This window comes from Acinetobacter sp. YH01011, assembly GCF_013420785.1.
Classification (GTDB): Bacteria; Pseudomonadota; Gammaproteobacteria; order Pseudomonadales; family Moraxellaceae; genus Acinetobacter; species Acinetobacter towneri.
In genome coordinates this window covers 37,701-57,284 of the sequence record NZ_VOYG01000008.1, presented here as the reverse complement: position 1 = coordinate 57,284, position 19,584 = coordinate 37,701, and the positions used below count along the sequence as shown (strand labels likewise).

The 19,584-nt window shown below is 43.5% G+C and carries 20 protein-coding genes; 17 read left to right on the top strand and 3 right to left on the bottom strand.

The genetic code is table 11. The features are described from left to right. The first annotated feature begins 61 nt into the window (after positions 1-61). The 8 genes from rlmN to der all read left to right on the top strand — a co-directional run bounded on the left by rlmN (position 62) and on the right by der (position 8,912). The gene (gene rlmN / locus FTT78_RS07050; protein ID WP_180043969.1) at positions 62-1,294 is read left to right on the top strand and encodes a 23S rRNA (adenine(2503)-C(2))-methyltransferase RlmN; all 1,233 of its coding nucleotides are present in this window, start codon (positions 62-64) and stop codon (positions 1,292-1,294) included. A gap of 75 nt (positions 1,295-1,369) precedes the next feature. After that, positions 1,370-2,158 (top strand): type IV pilus biogenesis/stability protein PilW, encoded by a 789-nt coding sequence (pilW, locus tag FTT78_RS07045; protein ID WP_371971077.1) that lies wholly within the window; start codon positions 1,370-1,372, stop codon positions 2,156-2,158. Next, the gene (locus FTT78_RS07040; RefSeq protein ID WP_004975098.1) at positions 2,149-2,958 is read left to right on the top strand and encodes a RodZ domain-containing protein; all 810 of its coding nucleotides are present in this window, start codon (positions 2,149-2,151) and stop codon (positions 2,956-2,958) included. Before pilW ends, FTT78_RS07040 begins: the two co-directional genes overlap by 10 nt. A 22-nt stretch (positions 2,959-2,980) precedes the next feature. Next, entirely contained in the window at positions 2,981-4,102 is a 1,122-nt protein-coding gene (gene ispG, locus FTT78_RS07035; RefSeq protein ID WP_004975100.1) for a flavodoxin-dependent (E)-4-hydroxy-3-methylbut-2-enyl-diphosphate synthase, read from the top strand. Between the two features lie 3 nt (positions 4,103-4,105). Then, complete coding sequence (hisS, locus tag FTT78_RS07030) at positions 4,106-5,401, top strand: histidine--tRNA ligase (protein WP_004975101.1); 1,296 nt, start codon at positions 4,106-4,108, stop codon at positions 5,399-5,401. 30 nt (positions 5,402-5,431) lie between these two features. Beyond that, a complete protein-coding gene (locus FTT78_RS07025) occupies positions 5,432-6,133 on the top strand; it encodes a tetratricopeptide repeat protein (protein WP_004975103.1) in 702 nt (233 codons plus the stop codon). After that, entirely contained in the window at positions 6,133-7,281 is a 1,149-nt protein-coding gene (bamB, locus tag FTT78_RS07020; protein WP_004975105.1) for an outer membrane protein assembly factor BamB, read from the top strand. Before FTT78_RS07025 ends, bamB begins: the two co-directional genes overlap by 1 nt. A gap of 218 nt (positions 7,282-7,499) precedes the next feature. Next, a complete protein-coding gene (gene der, locus FTT78_RS07015) occupies positions 7,500-8,912 on the top strand; it encodes a ribosome biogenesis GTPase Der (protein ID WP_004975107.1) in 1,413 nt (470 codons plus the stop codon). Positions 8,913-9,005: 93 nt separating this feature from the next. Here der and FTT78_RS07010 read toward each other — a convergent pair whose 3' ends face one another. Continuing rightward, complete coding sequence (locus tag FTT78_RS07010) at positions 9,006-9,779, bottom strand: SDR family oxidoreductase (RefSeq protein ID WP_180043972.1); 774 nt, start codon at positions 9,777-9,779, stop codon at positions 9,006-9,008. Positions 9,780-9,886: 107 nt separating this feature from the next. Here FTT78_RS07010 and mazG point away from each other — a divergent pair, with 107 nt between their 5' ends. The 9 genes from mazG (at position 9,887) to yjgA (ending at position 16,597) form a co-directional block, all read left to right on the top strand. Continuing rightward, positions 9,887-10,648, top strand: coding sequence for a nucleoside triphosphate pyrophosphohydrolase (mazG, locus tag FTT78_RS07005; RefSeq protein WP_179988666.1), 762 nt, complete (start codon positions 9,887-9,889; stop codon positions 10,646-10,648). A gap of 16 nt (positions 10,649-10,664) precedes the next feature. After that, entirely contained in the window at positions 10,665-11,132 is a 468-nt protein-coding gene (locus tag FTT78_RS07000) for a ComEA family DNA-binding protein (RefSeq protein WP_096901517.1), read from the top strand. Between the two features lie 129 nt (positions 11,133-11,261). After that, complete coding sequence (gene pcnB, locus FTT78_RS06995) at positions 11,262-12,728, top strand: polynucleotide adenylyltransferase PcnB (RefSeq protein WP_096901516.1); 1,467 nt, start codon at positions 11,262-11,264, stop codon at positions 12,726-12,728. After that, on the top strand, positions 12,725-13,213 hold the full coding sequence (gene folK, locus FTT78_RS06990) for a 2-amino-4-hydroxy-6-hydroxymethyldihydropteridine diphosphokinase (protein WP_004975118.1): 489 nt from the start codon (positions 12,725-12,727) through the stop codon (positions 13,211-13,213). Before pcnB ends, folK begins: the two co-directional genes overlap by 4 nt. Before the next feature lie 49 nt (positions 13,214-13,262). Beyond that, on the top strand, positions 13,263-14,072 hold the full coding sequence (panB, locus tag FTT78_RS06985) for a 3-methyl-2-oxobutanoate hydroxymethyltransferase (protein WP_004975120.1): 810 nt from the start codon (positions 13,263-13,265) through the stop codon (positions 14,070-14,072). Between the two features lies 1 nt (position 14,073). Continuing rightward, complete coding sequence (panC, locus tag FTT78_RS06980; protein ID WP_131260754.1) at positions 14,074-14,919, top strand: pantoate--beta-alanine ligase; 846 nt, start codon at positions 14,074-14,076, stop codon at positions 14,917-14,919. 24 nt (positions 14,920-14,943) lie between these two features. Next, a complete protein-coding gene (rapZ, locus tag FTT78_RS06975; RefSeq protein WP_180043973.1) occupies positions 14,944-15,795 on the top strand; it encodes an RNase adapter RapZ in 852 nt (283 codons plus the stop codon). Then, positions 15,792-16,061, top strand: a complete 270-nt coding sequence (locus FTT78_RS06970) for an HPr family phosphocarrier protein (protein ID WP_026438354.1) — start codon at positions 15,792-15,794, stop codon at positions 16,059-16,061. The genes rapZ and FTT78_RS06970 overlap by 4 nt, the downstream gene beginning before the upstream one ends. Positions 16,062-16,063: 2 nt before the next feature. Next, positions 16,064-16,597, top strand: a complete 534-nt coding sequence (gene yjgA, locus FTT78_RS06965; protein ID WP_004975130.1) for a ribosome biogenesis factor YjgA — start codon at positions 16,064-16,066, stop codon at positions 16,595-16,597. 109 nt (positions 16,598-16,706) lie between these two features. On the opposite strand, the gene FTT78_RS06960 is transcribed toward yjgA, so the two are convergent. Together FTT78_RS06960 and FTT78_RS06955 are read right to left on the bottom strand one after the other, a co-directional pair. Beyond that, on the bottom strand, positions 16,707-18,353 hold the full coding sequence (locus tag FTT78_RS06960) for an acyl-CoA synthetase (protein WP_131260752.1): 1,647 nt from the start codon (positions 18,351-18,353) through the stop codon (positions 16,707-16,709). 202 nt (positions 18,354-18,555) lie between these two features. Further along, complete coding sequence (locus FTT78_RS06955; protein WP_004975134.1) at positions 18,556-19,584, bottom strand: AraC family transcriptional regulator; 1,029 nt, start codon at positions 19,582-19,584, stop codon at positions 18,556-18,558.

Genomic DNA, 19,584 nt, shown 5'->3' with positions numbered 1-19,584 from the left:
AACCTTTGCTCACCTCTTGAGCTTCTCCTTTCATCTTTAGACATGGTTTAGGTATACACACATGAGTACAGAAGTCCTCGCTGCATCTGCAACAGATGTTCAGCAAGCATCTGGGTCCGCTCCTGCACAGTCTGCGACTGCAGAGAAAGTGAATCTCCTTGGCATGTCACGTCCACAAATGGAAAAATTCTTTGAAGATTTAGGCGAGAAGAAATTCCGTGCAGGGCAGGTGATGAAATGGATTCACCAGTTTTTTGTTACAGATTTTGCTGAAATGACCAATATTTCAGGCAAGTTACGTGAAAAACTGGAAAAGATTTGTGAAATTAAAGCGCCTGAAGTGGTGCATAAAAATTATTCTAAAGACGGTACTCGTAAGTGGGTATTCCGTGTCGGTGATGGTGAAGGCTCATTGGTCGAAACCGTTCTGATTCCTGCCGAAGACAAAACTGGCTCACGTAAAACCCTGTGTATTTCATCGCAAGTAGGTTGTGCACTGGACTGTTCATTTTGTTCTACGGGTAAACAAGGTTTTCAGCGTGACCTAACCCAAGCCGAAATTATTGGTCAGTTGTGGATGGCAAACTATTCCTATATGGAAGATGTGCCTGTGATTGAACGTGAGCGTTCTGTGACCAACGTGGTGATGATGGGTATGGGCGAACCGTTGTTGAATTACGATGCCGTCTTGAACGCCATGCGCATTATGCTAGATGACTTTGCTTATGGCATGTCTAAGCGTCGTGTGACTTTATCGACTTCGGGTGTTGTACCTAAAATTGACCAATTGGCACAAGATATTGATGTGGCTTTGGCAATTTCTTTGCACGCCACCAATAACGAACTGCGTGATGAACTTGTTCCAATCAATAAAAAATATCCATTGGAACAATTAATCGCAGCTTGTCAGCGTTATATTGGCAAAGATGGCAACGAAAGTGCGCGTAAACACGTGACCATTGAATATGTCATGTTAGATGGTGTAAATGACCATCCTGAACATGCGCAGCAAATGATTAAGCTACTCAAGAACCTGCCAAGCAAGATTAATTTGATTCCATTTAACCCATTTCCGCACGCGCCGTATGGACGTTCAAGCCGAAATCGAATTATTTCTTTCCAAAAAACTTTGTCTGATGCAGGTTTTGTGTGTACGATTCGTCAGACACGTGGTGATGATATTGATGCTGCGTGTGGGCAATTGGTTGGACAAGTGGCAGACCGCACCCGCCGTGCCGAACAGTGGAAAAAGAAAGTTGCAGCGCAAAATGAAATCATACGCTCGCAAGGATAATGACTTGTATAGATAACTAACTTGCATCGAACGAAGACGCAAAGGGGATGTCCATTGAATAAGCCTGTATTTAAAATCGCACAAATTACAACTGTTTGTATTTCGGCAATTTTTGCTGCAGCTTGTCAAACCACAGCTCCAACCTTAGGGCAAAAAGACCCTGAAAAAGCGGTGCAAGTACGTACGCAGTTGGCAGCAGAATACTTAAAAAATGGCGATTTAGACTCAGCCAAACGCGCACTTGATCAAGCTTTGGAAAGCGATTCACGTGATTCCACCGCTAATATGATGATGGGCGTGTTGCTGCAACAAGAAGGCAGCAAGCTGAATTTAGAAAAAGCCGATGCGTATTTTAAGCGTGCCATTGCCGCTGACCCAAAAAATGCACAAGCGCGTAACAACTATGGTACGTATTTATATCAAGTAGAACGCTATAATGATGCGATTGAGCAGCTCAGTATTGCAGGTGCAACACTGGGTTATGATCAACGCTTTAGAGCATTGGAAAATGTAGGTCGTATTTACTTGAAATTAGGCGATATAGAGAATGCCGAAAAGTCATTCAAACAAGCCTTGCAAGCCAATCGCGATTCTTATGTTTCAATGTTAGAGTTGTCGGAAATTTTATATTTAAGACAACAATTTGCACCCGCGCGACAATTGTATGAACAATTTGTACGTGCTGTGGGGCAAAAAAATCAGGGTGCGCGTGCCTTATGGATTGGGATTCGTTTAGCACGTGCCAATGGCGATCAATTGGGAACTCAGGTTTTAGTGAACCAGCTGCGTGCATTATTTCCCAATAGCCAAGAATACCAACGTTATTTGCAATTACAGTACAGTACTGAGGCCGTATGGAAGTAAATCCTAATTCACCGCAACCCACACAGGGGACAACGCCTGTACCCCATGCATTAGGAAATGTTCAACGTCCAGGTGAGTACCTTCGTCAAATTCGCGTCAATCAAAAACGCGAACTGGATGATGTTTCAAAAGATTTGAAAATTCCATTAAAAACGCTGATGGCGCTAGAGCAAGACGAATATACCGCTTTGCCTGAAGCGACCTTTATTAAAGGTTATTATCGTACCTATGCCAAATATTTACAGGTCGATGCTTCAGCCATTATTCAGCGTTTTGATGAAATTTATGCCAACGATACAGGGTTGTTGCCAAATCACGCCTTGAACAATTCACCCATCAAAATTATGGGAAAACTGCCAGGCTCTAACCGCGATCGCAATAAAAAGTGGCTCACACGTATCGCTGTGATTGTGGCGGTATTGCTGTTGTTGTGGGCATTGGTCGCGCTAATTCAAAACTGGATGTCGTCTGGTCAAGAGGGTGCAGAACCTGAAATTGCAGTACTGCAATCCGATGTGCAAATCATTTCTGACAATGCGACAGGCAGCACGCCTGCACTTGCTTCGGGCGATCAGCTGAATTTGCAATTTGCTCGTCCAACTTCAGTGCATATTGTTGACTCTGCTGGCAATGTTTTAGCGACAGGACGTCAAGCCTCTACTTTAAATTTACAAGGCGAAGCCCCATTTCAAATTCGCTTAGATGATGCGACTGCTGTGTCATTAAGTTTGAACAATGAGTCGATTTCATTATCGCCATATACTGTGAACGGAAAAGCAGAATTCCGTTTATCTCGATAATGCAGCAAGGTAGAGCGATATCATGATTGTAAATCCAATTCAACGCCGTCCGACCCGTAAAATTCGTGTGGGTTCTGTCTATGTGGGTGGTGATGCGCCCATTAGCATCCAAAGTATGACCAATACGGAAACCTGCGATGTTGCTGCAACCGTGGCGCAAATTCAGCGTTGTGTAGATGCGGGCGTAGACATCATGCGTGTTTCTGTACCGACCATGGAAGCCGCAGCTGCATTTGGTGAAATTCGAAAGCAAGTATCTGTGCCGTTGGTGGCAGACATTCACTTTGACTATAAAATTGCGTTGGCAGTTGCTGATGCGGGTGCAGACTGTTTGCGGATTAACCCGGGTAATATTGGTTCGGAAGCTAAAATTCGTGAAGTCGTAGCTGCTGCCAAACATCATGATATTTCTATGCGGATTGGTGTGAATGCGGGATCGCTGGAAAAAGATATTCAGAAAAAATATGGCGAGCCGACAGGTGCAGCATTGCTGGAATCTGCTATGCGTCATATTGATATTTTAGACCGTTTAGATTTTCAGGAATTTAAAGTTTCAGTCAAAGCATCGAATGTGTTTTTAACCATGGATGCTTATCGTTTGTTATCACAACAAATTGATAATCCATTACATTTAGGCGTAACTGAAGCAGGTATTTACCGTACAGGCACCGTAAAATCTGCAATTGCCTTGGGCGGTCTGCTCATGGAAGGTATTGGCGATACTATGCGTATTTCGCTTGCGGCAGAACCTGAAGATGAAGTCAAAATCGGTTTTGATATTCTAAAATCTTTAGGTTTACGCTCTAACGGGATTAACTTTATTGCCTGCCCAAGCTGTTCACGTCAGGAATTTAACGTCATTTCTGTAATGCAGGCATTGGAGGAGCGTTTAGAAGATATTCGTACTCCAATGGATGTATCGGTCATTGGTTGTAAAGTGAATGGCCCGGGCGAAGCTAAAGAAGCTGATATTGGTGTGGTGGGCGCAAGTCCGCGTTCATTGGTTTATCGTAATGGTGAAAAGAGCCATTTAATTGATACCAATCAACTCGTTGATGAAATCGAAAGCATGGTTCGTCAGCGTGTTACAGAGCTTGAACAAGCTAAATCTAAAGAGATTATTCGTACAAATTTTTCTGAGTAAGTCATGAGTTCAATTGTTGCAATTAAAGGTTTTAATGACATTCTTCCAACGCAAACACCTGCGTGGAGACGTCTAGAGCAACATTTAGCATCTTTAATGGATGCTTATGGTTATCAACAAATTCGTTTGCCAATGGTTGAGCAAACCAATTTGTTTAAGCGTTCAATTGGTGATGCGACCGATATTGTTGAAAAAGAAATGTACACATTCTTAGACAAGGGTAATCCGCCTGAGTCTTTGACTTTGCGTCCTGAAGGAACTGCGGGTTGTGTACGTGCCATGTTAGAGCACAATTTGCTACGTGGTGCGACACCGCGCGTGTGGTATATCGGCCCAATGTTTCGTTATGAAAAACCGCAAAAAGGTCGTTATCGTCAATTCCACCAATTTGGTGTAGAAACTTTTGGCGTTGCAACACCAGATATGGATGCCGAACTTATTTTAATGACTGCGCGTTTATGGAAACGTATGGGCGTTGCCGATAAAGTTCGCTTAGAGTTGAATACGCTGGGTGAGTCGGATGAGCGCGCAGCGTATCGTGCCGCTTTGGTTGAGTTTTTGGAAGCGCACAAAGCCGATTTAGATGAAGATTCACAGCGTCGTTTAAGTACTAACCCACTGCGTATTTTGGACTCGAAAGATGCTAAAACGCAAAGCATCCTAGAAAATGCTCCAAAATTGCATGATTTTATGGGTGAAGATACGCTGAATCACTTTGCCCAATTACAGCAGTATTTAACCGATGCAGGCATTGAGTTTGTGATTAATCAAAAACTGGTACGCGGTTTAGATTATTACAATAAAACCGTTTTTGAATGGACAACCACGCATTTAGGTTCGCAAGGCACAGTTTGTGCAGGCGGGCGCTATGATGGTTTGGTTGGGCAGTTGAAGGGTAAGGCAGATCAGTCCGTACCTGCCGTGGGCTTCGCCATGGGCATTGAGCGTTTATTGTTGTTGCTTGAGCAAGTCGAAGACAATACGCCTGTACGTGATTGTGAAGTATTCTTGTTGGCAGATCCAACAACTCAAGGCAAGGCGTTGGTTTTAGCTGAGCAAATTCGTGACCAATTCGAACAAGCGGGCAGCCAGATTCGCTTAAAAGTTGGTTCACAAGGCTCAATGAAAAGCCAAATGAAAAAAGCCGATCAATCAGGTGCAATCTATGCCTTGATTTTTGGTGAGCGCGAAGCGGAAGCACAGCAATTGGCAGTGAAAACCTTGGCAACTGCTGAGCAAACGACTGTTGCAGTGACCAAAATTGTGCCTTTCATCATTGAAAAATTTTCTTCACAATAAGCCAAATAACATAAGGAAAAGGGTAATCCAATGAGCGCATTGAGTGATGACGAACAACTTGATAGTTTAAAATCGTTTGCGAAAAAATATGGTTCAGCCATGATTAGCGGGATTTTAATTGCGTTGATTGCCTTTTTCGGATGGCAATATTGGCAGAAAAAAACCTTGGCAGAGCAGCAAATGAATACTGCTAAAGTGCAACAACTGATGGATGATGCACGTACAGCAGAAGGCAATCCAGATGCCTTCAGTCAATTGTCTGCAACTGCCGATAAAATTGTGAAAGAAGCCCCTGATTCTGCGCAAGCTATTCAAACTCAATTCTTAATGGCTAAACTCGCTTACGATCAGCAAGATTTTGCTGCCGCAGAAAAAGCCTTAAAGAAAGTTGAAAACTCTAAAGTAAAAGACCAAGGCTTAGTGCAATTGGTTAAGTTGCGTTTGGCTTATGCACAGTTGGCGCAAAAGAAATACGATGAAGCTATTCAAAGTTTGGCCGCGGTGACTGATCCTGCATTTAAAGCGACTGCAGATGAAGCGCGTGGCGATGTTTATGTCGCGAAAAATGACCGTGAAAATGCCCAAAAAGCGTATCAAAGTGCATGGGATACTTTGGTGGAACGTAAACAAGAACGTCAAATTTTACAAATAAAACTCGAAAGTGTTGGTGTTTTGGTGGATGATCCTGAAATTGAACGCCCAGTATTAGACACACAAGTGGATGAGAGCTAATGAATAGAAAGTATAAAATACCGTTTGCACTGACCGTTTTAACCCTTGCTTTGGCGGGGTGTTCCACCAATAAAATTAAAGTTGCAGAAGTTAAGCCAAATCCACTGCCAAAACTTGAGCAAGCTCAAAGTCTAGTTCCTGTATTTTCACAAAGCGTTGCATCGACTACAGCAGCCGATCCATTGCGCCTGCAATTAGATGCCGAAAACGGGGTAATTTATACTGTTGATCCTAAAGGTGAGATGGCTGCCTATCAAGGCAAACAACGTCTTTGGCAAAAACAAGTGTCTAAGCAAGGCTTAACGGCAGGTGTCAATGCTGCTGAAGGCATTGTGGTTGCAGGAAATGCCAAAGGTCAATTGTTTGCTTTAGATCAGCAAACAGGTGAGCAAAAGTGGGTTGCACAGTTAACAGGTGCAATTCTTGCGCCATCGTTAATTCAGGCGGGTCGTGTGGTGACTGTAAGTAATGACGGCACGGTATATGCACACAATGCCGAAACAGGTCAGTTGGTGTGGACTTACAACTTGCCAAACGTGCAATTTAGTTTGCGTGGTATGGCTGCACCTGTGGCGCTCGATTCACGTACTGTACTGATTGCTTCTGCAAATGCCTATGTCTATGCACTGGATATTGTTACAGGCGTACCACGTATGCAGCGCCGCGTTGCCATTAGTGAAGGCCGTTCAGACATTCAACGCTTAAATGACATTGATGGCGACCCAGTGGTTGCTGGTCAATTCTTGGTGACCACAAGCTACCAAGGTCAGGTCACCGTATTGGACTTGGCTTCACAACAAGTGATTTGGAGTGAAGATGCAAGCAGTACCAAACGTCCAGAAGTTGCGGGGAATGGTGTATTTGTCAGCACTGCAGATGGTAAAATTGCAGCTTACGAAATCACATCAGGACAAGCACTTTGGGAAAATGACAGTTTGCTCAACCGTCGTTTATCTAATCCTGTGTTGTTTGGACAATATTTAGTGGTTGGTGATTTAGATGGTGTTTTACACCTCATTGATCCAAGCTCAGGGCAACTGGTTGGACGTTCAAAAACCAATGGCGAAGTCCGTTCATTGCGTGTAATTGACAATCAACTCTATGTCGCAACGCAAAAGGGCGCATTAAGCGTTTGGCAGAACCGCTAATTTTGTTCTGACTTTTATGCTAAAATAGTTGTCCGTATTTTTACGCGGGGTAATTGAATCATCAATGCCCCGTGTTTTTATTTAATAGAGTGGTCGATGTTCTCTCTGTCGTTTGCGTGGTCGCAACGCTGAACCCAACATCCATACTCTGTTCTTTCTTCCACAGTTTCGGATGTACAGACCATTGAAACTGACTGATCTTGAATAAAGGTTAATCTATGAAACCCGTAATTGCGCTCATTGGTCGTCCGAACGTCGGAAAATCAACGCTGTTTAACCAGATTACCAAGAGCCGTGATGCACTTGTTGCTGACTTTGCAGGTCTGACACGTGACCGCAAATATGGTGATGCAACCTATCAAAATAAATCTTTCATTGTGGTCGATACTGGCGGTATTGGCGAAAGTGAAGGTGGCATCGACTCTTACATGGCTGAACAATCTAAAACAGCCATCCATGAAGCCGATATGATCATTTTTGTGGTCGATGCACGTGCAGGCTTGTTGGCATCGGATGAGCAAATTGCGCGTGAATTGCGTACTTTGGGCAAAAAAGTATTCTTGGTGGCGAACAAAGTAGATGGCGTACATGCCGAAGCCGCTTTGGTTGAGTTCTTTAAACTGGGTATGGGCGAGCCATTGCAAGTGGCTGCCAGCCATGGTCGAGGCGTTCAGCAAATGCTGGAAGACGTTTTGGCAGATGTTCCTGAAGATGAAAACCCAGATGCACATGATCAAGACACAGGTTTGCGTTTAGCCATTATTGGACGTCCAAACGTGGGTAAATCGACACTGGTTAACCGTTTATTGGGTGAAGAACGTGTAGTGGCATACGATCAGCCAGGTACGACACGTGACTCAGTCTATATTCCGTTTGAGCGCAACGAACGTAAATACACCTTGATTGATACTGCAGGTGTGCGTCGTAAAGGTAAGGTCGATGAAATGATCGAGAAATTCTCGATTGTGAAAACCTTGCAAGCCATGAAAGATGCACACGTGGTGGTGATTGTGGTTGATGCACGTGATGGTATTGTCGAGCAAGATTTGCACTTAATTGGTTACGCACTTGAAGCAGGGCGTGCCATGGTGATTGCGATTAACAAATGGGACAATATGTCCGAATATGATCGCAAACAATGTAAGTTAGATGTTGAGCGTCGTTTTGACTTTATTCCATGGGCAAAAATCCACCTGATTTCTGCCTTGCATGGTACAGGCGTGGGTGACTTATATCCATCTATCCACCGTGCGTATGAGTCATCGCACTTAAAAGTGTCACCTGCCAAATTGACGCAAATTTTGAATGACGCAACAGATGCACACCATCCACCTAAAGTGCAAGGTCGCGCTATTAAAATGCGTTATGCACACATGGGTGGACAGAACCCGCCAACCATCGTGATTCATGGTAATAAGGTCGATAAAACTCCTGCAGATTACCGTCGTTATTTAGAAAACGTGTTCCGTAAAGTCTATAAGCTAGAAGGTACACCTGTAAAAATTGAATTTAAAACCTCTGAAAACCCATTTGAAGGGCGTAAGTCACAAGTGGATGAGCGTACTGCGGCACGTCGTCGTCGTTATGTGCAGAAGTTTAAGAAAGCCGAGAAGAAGTTTAAGCGAGGCTAAGGCTTAAATTTTGACGCGTTTGATTAAAAAATCCCGAATGTGAATTCGGGATTTTTTTTGAGCAACTTAATTTAAATATAGATAGATGTAGAATTAATGACGCTTCGCCAACAAGCTATTCGACAGACGATTTAACCATTGTGGGCTAATACTCGAAAGTTGCATTAGGGTTTTGGCTTTTAAACCGACCGCACGATGCGTATTGGTCAGAATCGAATCTTTAACCGTCGCTTGTTGATACACCACCTGGGCGACATCTTCTGTCGATAAATGCACGCCCATGTTTTGAATGGTGGCTGCATCCATATCTTTAACCATTGCGGTTTGTACAAATAGCGGCATGACATCTAAGACGCGAATGCCATATTTTTGCCACTCTATATCTAAACCTTCCGTAATGCCACGCACTGCAAATTTGGAAGCAGAATAAGAAATTAAATCGGCTTGTCCATAAATCGCAGATGCCGAAGACAGGTTAATCACCCGTGCAAAACTTGCTTGTTTTAAATAAGGCAAAGCCGCATGACAACCGTTTAATACACCATTCACATTCACTGCCATAGTCCGATGATGCGCTTCTATGGGTGTGTCTTCAAATGCGCCTGAGTAGAGAATTCCTGCATTATTCACCAAAATATTCAATTCACCTGCCCATTGGCAAAAATCAGATATTGCAGCTTGCCAACTGGCATAGTCTGCCACATCAAGTAAACCTGCATGCGCACGCTCACCCAATTGTTCTGCTAATTGCTGTGCTTGTGCGAGATGAATATCATAAATACCGACACGGTAACCTTGTTGATAAAACAATTGTGCGATTGCGGCACCAATGCCTTGTGCAGCGCCACTAATCAAGATACTGTGCATTTGAACTTGCTCCCTGATGTTATTTTTGTTGTGCATATCGTCCTTGCCATCTGAGCATAACAAAAAAATGGTGCATTCGTGCAATAAATTGAAATAAGGAACAACCCATGCAGCAATTGCTTTCAATCATGCAACAGTTACGTCAACAATGCCCGTGGGATCAAAAACAAACCCCAGAAAGTTTGACTAAATACGCGATTGAAGAAGCTTATGAAGTTGAAGCGGCAGTGCGTTCAGGCAAGGTAGATGATGTACGTGATGAGCTGGGTGATTTGTTGTTGCAAGTGGTGTTTCAGGCACAAATGTATAGCGAGCAAGGTGCATTTGATTTTCAAGATGTGGTACAAGCCATTTGCGATAAATTAATTCGTCGGCATCCACATGTGTTTCAGGCAGAACAGTTTGCGCAGCTTAGCGCAGAAGATGTCGCTGCCTTATGGAAAACCATCAAACAACAAGAAAAACAGGGTAAAGCAAAGTCACGTTTAGATGAGGTGAAACATGCACCCGCTTTGGTGCAGGCACAGCAAATTCAGCAGCATGCGGCACAATTGGGCTTTGACTTTCATACCGTGCAAGATGCGTATGGCAAGTTAGAAGAAGAATTGCAAGAATTACAACAGGCGATTCAACAGCAACAATCCGATGAAATACAGGATGAGTTAGGGGATTGTTTGTTTTCTTTAATCAATGTTGGGCGTAAACTTGGCGTGTCCAGTGAGTTGGCATTATTGGGCACAATTCATAAATTTAGAACACGCTTTGCTTACATTGAAGATCAGGCCGAATTACAACAAAAAACAATAGAAGATATGACTTTAGAAGAAATGGATCAACTTTGGGAGCAGGCAAAACAACAATTAAAATGACAGGTTTTGCGGCAACATGAATATATCGCAGCAATTAAAAGTTTCTTTTCGCTTTTTTTCTTTCGGATGGCAGTACTGGCTTGCATTGCTGTTATGCAGTATCAGTGTATGGACTACAGCACAAAATGTGCAATCTAAGCCTGCGCAGGTGGGTGGGCACAGCTATGATCAAAACTATTTAAAATGGAAAGCGCAGCAAGCCGCGCAAGATCAGCGTTTAAGTGCGGCTCAAACCACATCATCAAGCGCAGAACATTATTTAGCACGTCCTACTCAGCAAAGTGCGCATACAAATCAAGTGCGTTTAAATAGCGCTTCACTAGAACAATTGCAGCAATTGTCTGGGGTGGGCATGAAAAAAGCACAAGCGATTGTGGAATACCGAAAACAAAATGGAAAATTCCAAAGTATTGAAGAACTTCAGCAAGTCAAAGGGATTGGGTCTGCCTTATTTGCCAAGAATAAACACAAGTTGGCATTGTAGCTGCAAGCAGAATTTTAGCACTGCACATTGCAAAATTAGCATGTGAATCAAATTGCCCTTTGATTGTGTTAGAGATATGATTAGCGACATCTTATCTGTTTTACGTTCAGACGTAGGAGACAGCGTCTTTTGCAAACTTTGCGCGCGTCAAAATGTGGTTTATCTACCGCTCAATTACCTTCTTCCATTTTAGATGTTCTAGATGCTTTAACCAAAGCAGGCTATGAAGCCTATATCGTCGGTGGTGGAGTTCGTGACTTAATGTTAGGGCTAAATCCGAAGGATTTTGATGCCGTAACCAATGCCACACCCTCACAAGTGAAAGAAGTTTTCGGACGACGTTGCCGAATTATTGGACGACGTTTTGAGCTGGCGCATGTCTATGCAGGGCGTGAACTAATTGAAGTGGCCACTTTCCGTGCGCCACCGAAAAAAGCTGTGACTTCTGCGGCGGGGATGATTCTGCGCGATAATAACTGGGGCACAATCGAGCAAGATTTTGCCCGTCGTGACTTTTCAATCAATGCGTTGTATTACCAGCCACGCAAAGGCATCGTGTTAGATTTTTGCAATGCCGTAGATGATATAAAGCACAGAAACTTGCGTTTATTGGGCGATCCAACTTTACGTTTTGAAGAAGACCCAGTGCGTATGCTGCGTACTTTGCGTTTTGCTGCCAAATTAAATTTCAATATTGATCCAAAAATTCTTAAAATTTTTACGCCTGAAATGACGCAGTTATTGCGTGATGTATCGCCACACCGTTTATATGATGAGTCGCAAAAACTCTTTACGATGGGACATTTAAATAAAGTCCTGCCGATGTTGATTGAGTTTGGTATTTGGCGTCAGTTATTTGCCGACATCAAGCCAGACATCAACTCATTTATTGAACGTGCAGCAAAAAATACCGATCAACGGATTGCGATTGGTAAAACCATCAACCCTGCATTTTTCTATGCGGTGCTGTTGTGGCAACCGTTTTTAGAGCGTTGTGACTTTTATCTTTCTAAAGGTGTAGTGGCAGCCGAAGCGCGAGCCCAAGCAGGTTTAGATGTACTGAAACGTCAGGCGACACGTACCATTATTCCTCGTTTTGCTGAAACTTTTATTCGTGAAGTTTGGGAAATGCAAACCCGTTTATTGCAACCGAAACCACAGCAAATTGAAGCATTGTCTGGGCATGCGCGTTTCCGTGCAGGTTTTGACTTTTTATTACTGCGTGAAAAAGCAGGCGATAGCTCGACTTTAGGAATGGGTCAGTGGTGGGATGCCTACCAGCTTATGAGCACCGATGAAAAAGAACGTGCGATTGCCCAATATAACCGATTACGTGCCAAGAGCCGCCGTAAAACAGCGCAAGAACCTGTTGATGTGGCACCAGCAACACATGCTGCCGATATGCAGATTGAACCCTTGGTGAATGAGCCTGAGCCTCGTAGTCGACGTGCGCGTAAAGCCAAACAGTATGAAGAAAATCGGGCGCAATTGACTGCTACAGCAAACGGTTCAGGTATTGGTGCAGATCATCCGATTTTAAAACGTAAACGTGTGCAACGTGATTTAAGCCAAGTGATTTTTGGGCCAACACAATGAGCAACATCACCTATATTGGTTTAGGCAGTAATTTGGGCGATTCGCGTCAAATTTTGACTGAAGCGGTGCAAAAACTGGCAACTTTGGGGCAAGTGCAGACTTCTAAACTGTATCAAAGCCCACCAATGGGGCCACAAGATCAGCCTAATTATTTGAATGCTGTGGTACGTTTAGATACCGAACTTGAAGCCTTGGCATTGTTAGATGAATTACAGCGTTTTGAACAAGAGTCGGGTCGGGTGCGTTTACGTCATTGGGGTGAGCGTACGCTAGATTTAGACTTGTTGATTTATGCTGATGCCAACATTCAAAATGAACGTCTGACTGTACCGCATGTGGGGGTGTTAGAACGTGATTTTGTCGTCATCCCGTTGTTAGATTTGGATGCTAACTTAAGCGTTAAGGGACAATTATTAAAACACTCGCCATTGCTTGAACATCCGAGCTTAACTGTTGTAGATGCCAGCAATTGGGCAGGGCTATAAAGTTTTAAATTAAGCATGCGTGATGCTTTTTCCATAGAGGAATATTTTCATGATTAGTTTAAGTGACCTAAGAAAATTTAAAGCGGAAGGTCGAAAATTCTCCTGCCTGACTTGCTATGATGCAAGCATGGCGAAAGCAATGGAAATTGCTGAAATTGATACGATTTTAATTGGCGATTCTTTGGGGATGTCCATTCAGGGGCGTGACTCAACCTTGCCTGTCAGCGTGGCGGATATGGCTTATCATACTGCGGCGGTGCGTCGTGGTAATCAACATGCTTTTATTTTGACTGACTTGCCATTTATGAGTTATGCCACCTTAAATGATGCATTGCAAAGCTCGAAAGAGGTGATGCAAGCGGGTGCACAAATGGTCAAAATGGAAGGTGGTGCATGGCTCAGCGAAACCGTTGCAACACTGACCCGTAATGGTATTCCTGTCTGTGTACATTTAGGTTTAACGCCACAATCGGTGCATGTATTTGGCGGTTATAAATTACAGGCACGTACCCGCGAAGCTGCAGATAAACTGATTGCTGACTGTAAAGCTGTGGTAGAAGCAGGCGCGGCGATTCTGTTACTAGAATGTGTGCCAGCACAGCTAGGTCAAGAAATTTCTGCCTTGTTCCCTGAAATTCCAGTGATTGGGATTGGTGCAGGTGCAGACACTGACGGTCAGGTACTAGTGGTGCAAGACATGCTGGGGCTGACTTTTGGTCGTGTCGCAAAATTTGTACGTAACTTTATGAAAGAACAAGCGGGTGAAACTGCCATTTTGGATGCGTTTAAAGCCTATCATGCTGCAGTTCAAGATGGTTCTTTCCCAGCACGTGAACAAACTTTCCAAGTCGAGTTGTAATATGAAAACTGAAACCACAATTCAAGGCTTAGCGGCTTCATTACAGCCTGCACGCGCTGCGCGTAAAACCATTGGTTTTGTTCCGACCATGGGCAATTTGCACGAAGGGCATTTGACCTTGGTGCGCGAAGCGAAAAAAATATGTGATGTGGTGGTGGTCAGTATTTTTGTCAATCCAATTCAATTTGGCCCTAATGAAGACTTTGACAGTTATCCGCGAACTTTAGACCAAGACAGCCAATTGTTGGCAGAGGTCGGTTGCGACATTATTTTTGCGCCTTCAGTTGAGCAAATGTATGGTAACAAACCACGTTTGACCAATATTTCAGTGAGTGAGATTACGGCAGACTTGTGTGGCTTGCAGCGTCTTGGACACTTTGATGGTGTTGCGGTGGTCGTGACCAAGTTATTCAATATGGTACAGCCAAACTATGCTTTCTTTGGTGAAAAAGACTATCAACAACTGGCAGTCATTCGTCAGTTTGTACGTGACTTGAATATTCCGCTAGAAGTGATTGGTGTGCCAATTGTACGTGCAGCAGATGGTTTGGCACTTAGTTCACGCAATGGGTATTTGAGCGCTGAACAGCGTCAAATTGCACCGACAATCTATCAAAGTTTAAAGGCTGCTGCACAAGCATTACAGCAAGGTGAAACTTTGTCACAAGTGTTAGCGAATATTAAAGCAACATTGACAGCAGCAGGCTTTGTTGTGGACTATGTAGAGGCGCGTACAACAGAATTGCAGAAAATTGAAGCATTTAGTGAAGATCTGGTGTTGTTCGTTGCAGCAAAATTGGGCAATACACGTTTAATTGATAATTTGCAGGTCAAACATTCTGCATAGCTGGCAATAGAAGGGTTGCATGCCATGAAACGTATTTTGATCGTGACAGGTCAATCGGGTTCAGGAAAATCTTCGGCATTACAAGTGTTGGAAGATTTGGGTTATTACTGTATTGATAATTTACCTTTGGCATTGCTCCCCGAAATTGTGGATAAACTGGATCAGGAAAATAACTTGGAGCAGTTGGCATTGGGGGTAGATGTACGCAGCACCCGTGCCGACTTGCAAGAGTTTGATTTGGTATTTGAGCAACTGCAAAAGCATGGTTCAGTCGATATTATTTATCTGACCACGCAAGATCAGGAATTGATTGCCCGTTTTAGCGCATCACGCCGTCCGCATCCACTCTCTAATCGTTTTAAAAGCTTAAATGAATGTATTCAAGAAGAAAAAAACTTGTTGATGCCGATTCAGTTCCGCTCTACGGTTCATATTGATACCACTGACAAAAGTGTGCATGATCTAAAACACGTATTGTTGTCTAAGCTTGGGCAAACCGACAATCTTATTGTAATTTTACAATCCTTTGGCTATAAGCACGGAATTCCCTTAGATGCCGATTATGTGTTTGATGTGCGTCATTTGCCCAATCCCCATTGGGATTTGGAGCTAAGAAAACATTCAGGCTTAGATGCACCTGTGCAGGAATTCTTGCAACAAAGTCCGCAAACCCATGAAATGTTTCAGGACATCCACCAGTTTTTAGAAAAATGGTTGCCAGCCTTTGCCGAAGGGCATCGTCACTACATCACCATTTCAATTGGCTGTACGGGTGGGCAACACCGTTCTGTCTATATCGTTGATAGACTAAAAAAAGCACTTGAGGCAAAATGGTCTATTCAAGTCTTACACCGAGAAATGAAGCACTGGTCATGATTGACACAACTGTTGACGTAATTAATAAACTAGGTTTACATGCACGGGCATCTGGGAAACTGATTGAAGTGACCACCAAATTCCGTTCGTCAATCCAAATTGGTAAAGGCGACAAATTGGTTGATGCCAAAAATATTATGTCCTTGCTCATGTTAGGTGCAGGCAAGGGAACTACTTTACGCTTGGTGATTGATGGTGCAGATGAAGAAAAAGCTTTATCTGATATTCAAGCACTGTTTGCAGCAAAATTTTACGAGGCAGATTAATCGTGGCACGTCGACCGCAACGTTTTACCGAAGATGACTTTGAATCTTTAGAAGGGCGTGCAAGTAAAACCGAACAGAAAAAAGCCGTACAACGTATGGCCGCGCTGGGCGAACAATTGGCGCAGTTAAGCGCCAAACAAATTCAGAAACTTCCAGTAGAAGAGCGTTTAATTGATGCTTTACTGGAATTGCAAAGTATTACTTCACATGAAGCACGTCGTCGTCAGTGTCAGCGTATTGGTAAATTGTTGCGTAATGAAGATGAAAGCGTAATTTTGTCTTATTTGACGCCGCAGCAAGGTGCGAAAAAAACCGCACAGTTACAGCGTTGGGTAGAGCGAATTATTAAAGACGGCGACCCTGTGATTAATGATTTTAGTAAAACCTATAAAGCAGCTGAACGTCATACACTGCGTCAGCATGTGTTGCGTATCCACCGTGATATGAAACAGGAAGTGTCTGCGGAAGAACTTGAAGCATCTAAACTCAAGTTGTTTAACTATGTGCAGCAAGTGGCTTTATTGTCAGAAAGCTAGATTAGCGTACCTTATCTAAGAAGATAGATAGCGTGAGCTGATGATTGCACAAAAAAACGACTCATGACGAGTCGTTTTTATTTGGTCTTAATATAGAGATTTTCAAATTTTAGCCAAACTCACCGACTGAACGCTCTTTGGCCCATTCACGCAGTACAAATTTTTGTAATTTACCTGTCGATGTTTTTGGAATTTCAGTAATCACCACATCCTTTGGTACTTTAAAACGCGCCAAATGTTGACTGCAATAGGCAATAATTTCTTCAGGGCTGACCTGCTTGCCTTCTTTCAGTTCAATAAAGGCACACGGGACTTCCTGCCAACGTGGATCTGGTTTTGCCACCACTGCAGCAGTCAAAATTGCAGGATGTTGATACAACACCTCTTCCACTTCGAGTGAAGAAATATTTTCACCACCTGAAATAATCACATCTTTAGAGCGGTCAGTAATTTTGGCGTAGCCATCGGGTTGGCAGACAGCTAAATCGCCCGTATGGAACCAGCCACCTGCAAATGCTTCTGCGGTGGCTTCTGGGTTTTTCAAATAGCCTTTCATCACGATATTGCCACGGAACATAATTTCGCCCATGGTTTTGCCGTCTTTTGGTACAGGTTGCATGGTTTCTGGGTCTAAAACTTTCATGCCATCTTGCAGCGGATAAGGCACGCCTTGACGCGAATGTAATTGTGCTTGTTCTTGAATGGATAGGTCGCTCCAGCCTGCTTGAGAAGCACACAGCGCAGATGGGCCATAGGTTTCAGTTAAGCCATAAACGTGAGTTACGTTAATGCCAATATTGCGCATACCTTCAATAATTGCTGCTGGCGGTGCAGCACCCGCAACCATCACTTCAACACGGTGATCAAACTGGGTCTTTTTCTCCTCAGGGGTGTTGATGAGCATCGACAAGACAATTGGCGCACCGCAGAAATAATCGACTTTGTGCTCTGCAATTAATTTAAAAATCAGTTCAGGGTCGACTTTACGTAAGCAGATATTTGTGCCACCGTTGGCTGCCATCGTCCATGCAAAGCACCAGCCATTACAGTGGAATAGGGGCAGTGTCCATAGGTAGGTTGCACGTGGGGTCATCCCGCAGGCAATAATATTACTGGCTGCATTAATGTAGGCACCGCGATGATGATAGACCACGCCTTTCGGGTTGCCTGTCGTGCCAGACGTATAGTTCAGGCTAATTGCATCCCATTCATCTTGTGGCAAATGCCATTCAAAATTTGGGTCACCTGCAGCCAGCCAAGTTTCGTATTCAATCTGTCCGATGCTAAGGGCATTGGCAGCATGCTCATATTCTGCATCGTTGACATCAATCACGTAAATTTCATGATTGACCATCGCTAAGGCTTCTTGTGCCAAAGCCGCAAATTCAGGGTCAACCAAAAGCACTTTGGATTCTGCATGATCGAGCATAAACGCCAGTGTTTTGGCATCTAAACGAGTGTTTAGTGTGTTCAGCACTGCACCCGCCATTGGCACAGCAAAGTGTGCTTCTAGCATGGCAGGAACATTCGGAAGCAGCACCGAAACAGTGTCATTTTTGCTGATGCCTAAATTTTGAAGTTGATGTGCAAATTGGCAGCAGCGCAAATAAGTTTCGCGCCAGGTAATTTGACGTGAACCGTGAATAATCGCGTTTTGGTGCGGGTAAATATAAGCTGCCCGTTCTAAGTAACGTAACGGGGACAAGGCGACAAAATTCGCAGGGGTACGCGGTAATTCATCGTATGCGCTGACCATTGTTATTCTCCATAATATGTGTCGTTATTTTATCCAACTTAAAAAGATAGGGATTTTATGGCAGCTTTGCAGTTATGCTTTAGTCGAAAATCTGTTGTTTTTGTTTTGAATCGCTTGTAAGTACATTTAAAAAATAGTTTAAGTAAAATTTAGCAGCTATTTTTTATTCAATAAAAATAGTAGCTTATTGGAAAATATTAACTTATTCTGTCATTTGGCTTTTATAGAGTGATGGGCTGAGACCTGTCCAACGCTTAAATGCACGTCGAAATTCGCGTAATTCACTAAAGCCAAGTTGTTGGCTAATTTCAGTCATGCTCAAAGGCTGTTGTAGCAGTTGTTTGGCTTTATTTTCCAAAACGTGTTGGCGCAGGTTTTGGAAGTTGCAGCCTTCGGCAAGTAATTGTCTGCGTAAATGTCTTTCGCTCATTTGAAAATGTTGTGCCGCTTGGTGCATATCAAAGTGCTGAGGTAAATGCTGTTCGATTAGATAACTCAACACGTGTGCATATTGCTGTTGATTAATCGCCTGCATATCCTGATACGCTTGTTGGCAGACACGCAGGGCGGTGCTGTAATTGGCGGCACTAGAGGTTTTAATTTGGCGTCCTAAAATCTCTGGTCGGAACACCAAAGCATTCATGTATGATGAAAAGTGCAGAGGACATTGATAATGCACCTGATAAGCCTCTAAATAGTCGGGTTGGGCAAAACTAAAATGCACTTCGACCAAATCTTGATGATTGCCAAGCATGACGTCTAAGCAGCTAACAATACTGGAGAGGACTTCATCGCAAAAAAAGCGCAGTAAGTTCCCCGTGGGATAACGCTCTTTCATCACCAGTGTAGGAGAGGTCGAGGAAAAATCGTACTCTAAATCCATCACACTGCCTGAAATGGGATGGTACTGCAGTCCTGTCTGTAAGGCTTCTACAACATTTTGACTGGACACCATGGCAAAACCGAGCATGCCCATGGAAATCAGCCCCTTGTCACGTCCAATTTCTAAGCCTAAATGTGCACATTGAGTGTCTTGCAGGGCGCGTGTCACCACTTTGCAAATATCTTGAAATGAAACAAAACCATTGCCTTGGACGATTTGATCAAGATCTTGAGAAATTCCCTGAAACCATGGTTGATAGGGGATCTGTTGTTCTTTGGCGTAATGAATCAGACCTGACAATAAGGCAGGCGGCACGTGCTGCAGCAAGTAGTTTGAAGTTGCTGACAT